We start from the raw sequence: 5,304 nt of genomic DNA, 5'->3' as shown, positions 1-5,304 counted from the left end.
ACCACCGCGACGTGCTGACCGTCCAGCGCGGCGCGCAGCTTCTGCTCGACGGCGAACTCGCTGCCGCTGGGCACGATCAGCAGCCATTCGTCCGGGCCCAGCCATTGCAGCGAGGTATCGCCATTGGCCACCAGGGTCAGCGCCACCGGCAGCTCCAGGCCGAGGGCCTGGTGCACGCCGCCGGCGAAGTTGCTGTCACTGGCGTCGCCACGCAGGGTCAGGTGGCCGAGCAGTTTCTTTTCGCGCAGGGTCACCCCGGCGCGACTCTTGCCCTTGCGCGCCAGCTCGTCGAGGCCGGCGTGAAACAGTGGCGACTCGGCATGGCCGGTATCGGGGCGTTGCTGGTAAACGTTGACGTTAGACATTCTGGCGATCCCCTTTCGGGTCATAGAACACGGGACTGACGATTTCGGCTTCGATCACGCTGCCATCCACCAGCGGGGCGAACACCCGCTCGCCGATGCGCTTGAGGCCGCCCTTGACCAGGGCCATGGCGAGCGAATAGTTCAGCGCCGAACTCATGTAGCTGGAGGTGACGTGGCCGACCATGGTCATCGGGATGGCCTGCTTGGGGTCGAACACCAGTTGCGCGCCTTCCGGCAGCACCTTGCTCGGGTCGAGCGGTTTCAGCCCCACCAGTTGCTTGCGCTCTGCCTTGAGGCAGTCCTCGCGGTTCATGCCGCGCCAGCCGATCCAGGAGAACGGCTTGGTCCGGCCGACGCACCAGCCCATGCCGAGGTCGTCCGGGGTGACCGAACCGTCGGTGTCCTGGCCGACGATGATGAAGCCCTTCTCGGCGCGCAGCACGTGCATGGTCTCGGTGCCATAGGGGGTCAGGCCGTGTTTCTTGCCGGCGGCGATGATCTTTTCCCAGACGCCCAGGGCGTAGTCGGCCTGGATGTTGACTTCGTAGCTCAGCTCGCCGGTGAAGGAGATGCGGAACACCCGCGCCGGCACGCCGCCGACAGTGCCTTCCTTCCAGGTCATGAACGGGAAGGCGTCCTTGTCCAGGTCGATGTCGGTGACCTCGGCCAGCAGCTTGCGGCTGTTGGGTCCGGACAGGGTCATGGTCGCCCAGTGGTCAGTGACCGAGGTGAAGTACACCTTGAGCTCCGGCCATTCGGTCTGGTGGTAGATTTCCAGCCATTCCAGCACCCGCGCGGCGCCGCCGGTGGTGGTGGTCATGAGGAAGTGGTTGTCGGCCAGACAGGCGGTCACGCCGTCGTCGAAGACCATGCCGTCTTCCTTGCACATCAGGCCGTAGCGCGCCTTGCCCACGTCCAGCTTGGTCCAGGCGTTGGTGTAGACGCGGTTGAGGAATTCGCGCGCATCCGGGCCCTGGATGTCGATCTTGCCCAGGGTCGAGGCATCCAGGATGCCCACCGCGTTGCGCACCGCCAGGCACTCGCGGGCCACGGCGGCGTGCAGGTCTTCACCGTTTTTCGGGAAGTACCAGGGACGCTTCCACTGGCCGACGTCCTCGAACTCGGCGCCGTTCTGCAGATGCCAGGCCTGCATGGCGGTGTAGCGCTTGGCCTCGAACAGCGGCCCGCAGTTGCGCCCGGCGAGGGCGCCGAAGGTCACCGGGGTGTAGTTCGGGCGGAACATGGTGGTGCCCATTTCGGGGATGCTGATGCCCAGCGAACGGGCGGCGATGGCCAGGCCGTTGATGTTGCCCAGCTTGCCCTGGTCGGTGCCGAAGCCCAGGGCGGTGTAGCGCTTGACGTGCTCGACCGACTCGAAGCCCTCGCGGGTGGCCAGCTCGATGCCGGCCGCGGTGACGTCGTTCTGCAGGTCGACGAACTGCTTGGGCGCGCGCGCCGTAGGCTTGTCGTGGGGCACCTGGAACAGCGCGACGGCCGGCTCCTCATGGCGCTTTTCGACCTTCGGCAGGCTGCTGGCGACCTGCTTGAAACCGGTTTCGGCCGCGGCTGTCGCGCCGGCCTCGAAACCGTCCGCCAGGCTGTCGCCGAGGGCGAAGATGCCGTTGACCGCACCGGCGCACAGGCGTTTCTGCAGGCCTTCGCCGGGCACGAAGGCGAGGATGTCTTCCTGCCAGGTCGGCTTGCCGCCGAGGTGCGAGGCCAGGTGCACCACCGGGCTGTAGCCGCCGGAGCTGACGATCAGGTCGCAGTCGAGCACTTCGCCGGGGCTGACGACCTTGTTGTTTTTCAGGTCGATGGCGCAGATCCGCGCCGCGTTGACCCGCTTGCTGCCACGCGCCTCGACCACCGCACTGCCGGTGAGGATGCGCACGCCACGCTTGCGTGCTTCTTCGACCCAGGCGCCGCGCGGATTGCTCCGCGCATCGGCGACCGCGACCACTTGCTGACCGGCGTCGAGCCAGTCGAGGACCACGCGGTAGGCGTAGTCGTTGGTGGTCGACAGCACCAGCTGGCGGCCCGGCGCCACGCCGTAGCGGCGCACATAGGTGGACACCGCGTCGGCGAGCATGTTGCCCGGCACGTCGTTGTTGGCATACACCAGCGGCCGTTCGTGGGCGCCGGTGGCCAATACCACGCGCTTGGCGCGCACGCGGTGCATGCGCTGGCGCACCTGGCCGAGCGGGGCGACTTCGCCGAGGTGATCGGTGAGGCGCTGGTGAATGGTGAGGAAGTTGTGGTCGTGGTAGCCGTTCACCGTGGCGCGCGGCAGCAGGGTGACTTCCGCCATTGTTTCCAGTTCGGCGATGGCCTTGGCCGCCCAGTCGCTGGCCGGCTTGCCGTCGAGGGTCTCGCGGGTGCTCAGCAGGCTGCCGCCGAACTCTTCCTGCTCGTCGGCGAGAATCACCCGCGCCCCGCTACGCCCGGCGGCCAAGGCGGCGGCCAGACCGGCGGCGCCGCCACCGACCACCAGCACGTCGCAGTGCTGGTTCATGTAGTCGTAGCTGTCCGGGTCGTTCTCCTTCGGCGCACGGCCCAACCCTGCGGCCTTGCGGATGTACTTCTCGTAGGTCAGCCAGAGGTTCTGCGGGTACATGAAGGTCTTGTAGTAGAACCCCGGCGGCATCATCTGTCCGCCGACCTTGCCGAGAATGCCCATCAGGTCGGTGTTGACGCTCGGCCAGCCGTTGGTGCTGGCCGCCACCAGGCCGGCGTACAGGGCCTGCTGGGTGGCGCGCACGTTGGGGATCTGCGCCGCTTCGGTCGAGCCGATCTGCAGCACGGCGTTGGGTTCTTCGGCACCGGCGGCGACGATGCCGCGCGGGCGCGAGTACTTGAAGCTGCGGCCGACGATGTCGACGCCGTTGGCCAGCAGGGCGGCGGCCAGGGTGTCGCCGGCATAGCCCTGGTAGGTCTGGCCGTTGAAGCTGAAGCTCAGCGGCTGGCTGCGGTCGATGCGGCCACCCTGGGAAAGACGATTGACCTGGCTCATGCCGTTACTCCTTGGGCGACGGCCTTCTTCGCGGCGACGCTGGCTTCAGTCACGCCGGGTTTTTCGCCGATCTTGTAGGTTTCGAGGATTTCGTAGGTCACCGTGTGACGGGTGACGTTGAAGTACTGGCGGCAGCCCGCGGCGTGAATCCACAACTCGTGGTGCAGGCCGCGCGGGTTGTCGCGGAAGAACAGGTAGTTGCCCCATTCCTCGTCGGTGCAGGCGTTCGGATCCAGCGGGCGCGGGATGTGGGCCTGGCCCTTGGCGTGGAATTCCTCTTCGGAGCGCAGCTCACCGCAGTGAGGGCAGAAAATATGCAGCATGGTCGGAACCTCCAGAAAACCATCCACCCTCTCCCGTCGGGAGAGGGGGCCAAAATCAGTGTGCGACCCCGGCCGCGCCGTGTTCGTCGATCAGCGCGCCGTTGTGGAAGCGCTCGATGGAGAACGCCTTGGCCAGCGGATGCATCTCGCCCTTGGCCAGGCTGGCGGCGAACACGTGACCCGAACCCGGGGTGGCCTTGAAGCCGCCGGTGCCCCAGCCGCAGTTGAAGAACAGGTTCGGCACCGGGGTCTTGGCGATGATCGGGCAGGCGTCCGGCGTGGTGTCGACGATGCCGCCCCACTGGCGGTTCATGCGCACCCGCGAGAGCACCGGGAACATCTCGACGATGGCTTGCAGGGTGTGCTCGATGGTCGGGTAGGAGCCGCGCTGGCCATAACCGTTGTAGCCGTCGATACCGGCACCGATGACCAGGTCGCCCTTGTCCGACTGGCTGATGTAGCCATGCACCTGGTTGGACATGATCACGCTGTCGATGATCGGCTTGATCGGCTCGGACACCAGCGCCTGCAGCGGGTGTGACTCCAGCGGCAGGCGGAAGCCGGCGAGCTTGGCCATGTGCCCGGAGTTACCGGCGGTGACCACGCCGACGCGCTTGCCGCCGATGAAGCCACGGTTGGTTTCGACGCCGATCACCGCGCCGTTTTCCTTGCGGAAACCGATCACTTCGGTCTGCTGGATCAGGTCGACGCCGAGGGCATCGGCGGCGCGCGCGTAGCCCCAGGCCACGGCATCGTGACGGGCCACGCCGCCGCGGCGTTGCAGGGAGGCGCCCATTACCGGGTAGCGGGTGTTCTTGCTGCAATCGAGGTAGGGAATCAGTTCCTCGACCTGCTTGGCGTTGAGTACTTCGCCGTCGATGCCGTTGAGCCGGTTGGCGCTGACCCGGCGTTCGATGTCGCGCATGTCCTGCAGGGTGTGGCCGAGGTTGAACACGCCACGCTGGGAAAACATGACGTTGTAGTTGAGGTCCTGGGACAGGCCTTCCCACAGCTTCATGGCGTGTTCGTAGAGCTGCGCCGACTCATCCCACAGGTAGTTGGAACGCACGATGGTGGTGTTGCGCGCGGTGTTGCCGCCGCCGAGCCAGCCCTTCTCGATCACCGCGACGTTGCGCACGCCGAATTCCTTGGCCAGGTAATAGGCGGTGGCCAGGCCATGGCCGCCACCGCCGACGATGATCACGTCGTACACCGGCTTGGGCGTCGGCGTGCGCCACATGCGCTGCCAGTTCTCGTGGTGGCTGAAAGAGTGCTTGAGCAGGCCGAAGCCGGAATAACGTTGCATGGGATGCTCCTGAAATCTGGGTATTGCCGTCTCGGTAGGCACCATTTGGTTGGCGGCCCGTAGGGTGGATCACGCTTTACCGATCCACCGATACGCGGTGGAAGGAAACAGCGCCTTCCACCCTACGAATCACCGATAAACCGGGTAATCGGCACACAGCCCGGCGGCCAGGGTGGCGACTTGCGCCTCGACATCGGCATCGCCGAGGTGGTCGAGGATGTCGCAGATCCAGCCGGCCAGCGCGATGCTCTGCGCTTCCTTGAAGCCGCGGGTGGTGATCGCCGGGGTGCCGATGCGCAG

General features: G+C 66.4%; 4 protein-coding genes and 1 pseudogene. All 5 read right to left on the bottom strand.

The genetic code is table 11. The features are described from left to right. On the bottom strand, window positions 1-365 hold a 365-nt coding region (locus tag G9C89_RS24770; protein WP_218575973.1), incomplete at its 3' end, for a sarcosine oxidase subunit gamma family protein. Further along, window positions 358-3,375 (bottom strand): sarcosine oxidase subunit alpha, encoded by a 3,018-nt coding sequence (locus tag G9C89_RS24765; RefSeq protein ID WP_172153337.1) that lies wholly within the window; start codon window positions 3,373-3,375, stop codon window positions 358-360. The genes G9C89_RS24770 and G9C89_RS24765, both read right to left, overlap by 8 nt. After that, window positions 3,372-3,698, bottom strand: coding sequence for a sarcosine oxidase subunit delta (locus G9C89_RS24760; RefSeq protein WP_172153335.1), 327 nt, complete (start codon window positions 3,696-3,698; stop codon window positions 3,372-3,374). Before G9C89_RS24760 ends, G9C89_RS24765 begins: the two co-directional genes overlap by 4 nt. A gap of 55 nt (window positions 3,699-3,753) precedes the next feature. Then, the gene (locus tag G9C89_RS24755) at window positions 3,754-5,004 is read right to left on the bottom strand and encodes a sarcosine oxidase subunit beta (protein WP_172153333.1); all 1,251 of its coding nucleotides are present in this window, start codon (window positions 5,002-5,004) and stop codon (window positions 3,754-3,756) included. Between the two features lie 129 nt (window positions 5,005-5,133). Then, window positions 5,134-5,304, bottom strand: a pseudogene (glyA, locus tag G9C89_RS24750) (serine hydroxymethyltransferase); the annotation flags it as partial.

The sequence above is a fragment of the Pseudomonas tumuqii genome, from assembly GCF_013184545.1.
In the GTDB taxonomy this organism is placed as follows: domain Bacteria; phylum Pseudomonadota; class Gammaproteobacteria; order Pseudomonadales; family Pseudomonadaceae; genus Aquipseudomonas; species Aquipseudomonas tumuqii.
The sequence above is the reverse complement of the archived record's forward strand: the minus strand, read 5'-3'. Positions and strand labels throughout refer to the sequence as shown.